Origin of the sequence: Streptomyces niphimycinicus, from assembly GCF_018883605.1 — a bacterium.
GTDB classification, from domain to species: Bacteria; Actinomycetota; Actinomycetes; order Streptomycetales; family Streptomycetaceae; genus Streptomyces; species Streptomyces niphimycinicus.
This window is the reverse complement of record NZ_JAHLEM010001034.1, coordinates 1-4,200: the sequence shown is the minus strand read 5'-3', so window position 1 is coordinate 4,200 and position 4,200 is coordinate 1. Positions and strand designations below refer to the sequence as shown.

The following is a 4,200-nucleotide window of genomic DNA, read 5'->3' as shown; positions in this document are numbered from 1 at the left end:
TCGCCGATGGAGTGTCCGATGACGGCGTCGGGGCGTACGCCGACCGAGTCGAGCAGCCGCGCCAGGGCGATGTGCAGGGCGAACAGTCCGGCTTGGGCGCAGGTGGTGTGGTCCAGCAGTGCCGCGTCTTCGGGGTCTTGGCTGAAGACCAGCTCCCGCAGAGGGTGTTCCAGGTGGGGGTCGAGGAGGCCGCAGACCTCGTCGAAGGCTTCGGCGAAGATGGGGAAGCGGTCGTAGAGTTCGGCGCCCATGCCGGGGCGCTGGCTGCCCTGCCCGCTGAACAGGAACACGGTCTGCCCGACGGCCTCGGCGGCCCGTCCGGGGTGCACAAGACTCGGATGTGGTTCCCCGGCGGCCAGTGACTCCAGTCCCGCCACCAGCTCCGCACAGTCCTGGCCGATGACCACGGCCCGGTGGTCGAAGAGCGTCCTGGTCCGCAGCAGCGACCAGCCCACCTCGGCCGGTGCCACCTCGGGGTCGCCGACGATGTGCCCGGTCAAGGCTCGCGCCTGGCCCCGCAGCGCCGCGTCGCTCTGTGCTGAGACCACCCACGGCATCACACCGGTGGCGTTCGATACGGGGGCGGGCTCGATCGGCCCGGGGGCCTGCTCAAGGATGAGATGGGCGTTCGTACCGGAGATGCCGAAGGAGGAGACCCCGGCCCGGCGGGGCCGTTCGCCATGGGGCCATGGGACGGGTTCGGTGAGCAGCCGCAGATCGCCCGCGTTCCAGTCGACATGGGGTGTCGGTTCGTCGATGTGCAGTGAGGCGGGCAGCAGCTCATGCCGCATCGCCATCACCATCTTGATGACCCCGGCCACTCCGGCGGCGGCCTGGGTGTGGCCGATGTTGGACTTGATGGAGCCGAGCCACAGCGGACGTCCCTCGTCCCGCTCCTGCCCGTACGTGGCCAGCAGCGCCTGCGCCTCGATCGGGTCACCCAACGTCGTGCCCGTACCGTGCGCCTCGACCGCGTCCACCTCGGACGCTGACAGCCGGGCGTTGGCGAGCGCCTGTCGGATCACCCGTTGCTGCGAGGGCCCGTTCGGCGCGGTGAGGCCGTTGCTGGTGCCGTCCTGGTTGACGGCCGAGCCCCGGATGACGGCCAGCACCCGGTGGCCGTTGCGGCGCGCGTCCGAGAGCCGTTCCAGCAGTACGAGACCGGCGCCCTCGCCCCACACCATGCCGTCCGCCGCTGCCGCGAACGGCTTGCAGCGTGCGTCGGGCGCCAGACCGCGCTGGCGGGAGAACTCGATGAACGCGCCCGGGGTGGCCATCACCGTCACGCCGCCCGCCAGCGCCATCGTGCATTCGCCCTGTCGCAGGGCTTGGGTCGCCAGATGCATCGCCACCAGCGAGGACGAGCATGCCGTATCCACCGTCACCGCCGGGCCTTCGAGGCCGAACGAGTACGCCACCCGGCCGGACACCACGCTGCCGATATTGCCCGTGGCCACATAGCCTTCGACGTCGCTCGCGGTATCGCCGGTGAGGGACAGATAGTCCTGGGACGTCACCCCCGCGAACACTCCCGTGTTGCTGCCCGCGAGTGTGTCCCGGTCCAGGCCCGCGTTCTCGAAGGTCTCCCAGGCGGTTTCCAGGAGCAGACGCTGCTGGGGGTCCATGGCGACCGCCTCGCGCGGGCTGATGCCGAAGAACCCGGGGTCGAACTCGGCCGCCCGATAGAGGAAACCGCCCTCCCGGACATAGCTCGTCCCCGCACGGTCGGGGTCGGGGTCGTAGAGCGCGTTCAGATCCCAGTTGCGGTCGGTGGGCATCTCCGCGATGGCATCCCGATGGGCGACGACCAGGTCCCACAGATCCTTCGGGGAGTGTGCGTCGCCGGGGTAGCGGCAGGCCATGCCGACGATCGCGATCGGCTCGTCCTGGGCGGCCGTGGTGGGGTTGTGAGCGGCGACTACGATCTGCTGGCCCGTGAGTTCGGCGCGCAGATACGTCGCGAGGGCGTTGGGCGTGGGGTGGTCGAAGACGAGCGCGGGCGCGAGGTCGATTCCGGTGGCGGTGGCGAGCTGGTTGCGCAGTTCCACGGCGGTCAGGGAGTCGAATCCGAGCTCCTGGAACGGCTGGGCGGGCGGAATGGCGTCCGGCCCGGCATGGCCCAGGATCGAGGCCGCGAGGGACTGGATCCGTTCGAGCAGGAGCTGGTGCTGCTGCTCGGGGGTGCCGGTGGAGAGCCGCTGCTGGAGCGAGGTGCCGGCGGACGGGTTCGTGGACGCGCTGGTGGTTCGCTCGGTCGGGTTCTCGGCGGCCGTGTTCAGCTCGTCGAGCAGCGGGCTGGGCCGCTGGGCGGTGAAGGCCGCCGGGAACTTCTCCCAGTCGATGTCGGCGACGGTGATCGTGGTGTCACGGTGGTCCAGGGCGTGTTGGAGCGATGCCACGGCCAGTTCGGGGCTCAGCGGAGCCAGTCCACGTCGACCGTAGAACGCGAGCGCCGTCGCGTCGGCGGCCATACCCGCGTCGCCCCAGGGGCCCCAGGCGAGGCTGGTGGCGGGGAGTCCCCGGGCGCGGCGGTGTTCGGCGAGGGCGTCGAGATAGGTGTTCGCGGCGGCGTAGGCGCCTTGCCGACTGCCGCCCCACGCGGCCGCGCCGGACGAGAAGAGCACAAAGGCGCTGAGGTCGAGCCCCTGCGTCAGCTCATGCAGATGAGCGGCGGCCAGGGCCTTGGGCCCGAGCACATGCTGTAGTCGCTCCGGCCCCAGATCGGCGATGAGCTCGGTGTCCGACGTTCCGGCGGCGTGGATGACGGCGGTGAGGGGGTGTTCGGTGGGGATGGTGTCGAGGAGGTGCTGGAGTGCGGTGCGGTCGGTGGCGTCGCAGGCGGTGATGGTGGTGGTGGTGCCCAGGGTGGTGAGTTCTTGGGCGAGTTGGGTGGCGCCGGGGGCGTCGGGTCCGGAGCGGCTGATGAGGTGGAGATGGGGTGCGCCGTGGTGGGCGAGCCAGCGGGCGACATGGGCGCCGAGACCGCCGGTACCGCCGGTGATGAGCGTGGTACCCGTGGGCTGCCAGGTCCTGGGAGCAGTGGCGGGAGCACCGGCCTTACGGAGGCGCCGGGCGTAGCTGCCGGTGGCGCGGATGGCCACCTGGTCCTCCGGCCGACCGGAGGTGAGCAGGGCGGCCAGACGGTCGGAGGTGTGATGGTCGATGACGGCCGGGAGATCGATCAGGCCACCCCAGCGCCGAGGGTGTTCCAGGGCCGCGGCGCGGCCCAGCCCCCATGTCTGCGCCTGCCGCGGGTTCGGGAGCGGATCACCGGGACCGGTGGCGACGGCGCCCTGGGTGAGGCACCACAGCGGCGCCGGGATCTCGGCGCCGCCGAGGGCCTGGACGAGCACGGTGGTCGCGGCCAGCCCGCAGGGTACGGCGGCGAATGCGGGGTGCGGCTCCTCGTCGAGGGCGAGCAGGCTCAGCATTCCGGTGGGTTCGCCCTCCGCGGTCAGACGGGTGAGGTGGTCCGCCAAGGCGTCACGATCGACGGTGTGGATGTCGAGCACATGGCGGAGCGGGATGGCGCCGTGGGCGGTGAGGGCCTGTTCGGCGGTTGCCACGGCAGGATGGTCGGACTGACCGGCGGGGACGATCAGCAGCCAGGTGCCGGAGAGGCTCGGAGGCGCGGCGGGAGCGGCAAGGCGCTTCCAGGTGGTCCGATACCGCCAGGAGTTGATGACCGACTGCTCCCGGTGACGCCGCCGCCAGGCGGACAGCGTCGGGAGAACAGCGCCCAGCATGGGCTGCTGATCCGCCGGTGAATCAATGGTCGCCGCCAGGGCTTCCAGATCCTCGCGCTCCACCGCCTCCCAGAACTCCCTGTCGACCAGAGCCGCCTCGGTGGGCGCCGGGTCCGAGGAGGAGGCCGACGACAGCCAGTAGTGCTGGTGTTGGAAGGCGTAGGTGGGGAGGTCGGTGGTGCGGGGGGTGGGGGTAGCGGGGAACCAACTGGTCCAGTCGACTCCGATACCGGCGGTGTGGAGTTGGGCGAGGGTGTGGGTGAGGGCTTGGGTGTCGGGTTGCTTGCGGGTGAGGGTGGAGGTGGTGAGGGGTGTTGGGCGGTTGGTGTTGTTCTGCTCGGTGTCGGTGGTCGTGGTGTGGTGGTGGAGGGTGTGGTGGGTTGCGGTGGTGAGGATGGGGTCGGGGCCGAGTTCGAGGTAGGTGCTGGTGTGGGGTGCGGTGTGGGTGATGGCG

General features: G+C 71.0%; 1 protein-coding gene. It reads right to left on the bottom strand.

Going from position 1 to position 4,200, the window contains the following annotated elements:
• Positions 1-4,200, bottom strand: a 4,200-nt coding sequence (locus tag KN815_RS47215; protein WP_216347927.1) for an SDR family NAD(P)-dependent oxidoreductase, incomplete at both ends; no start/stop codon positions are given.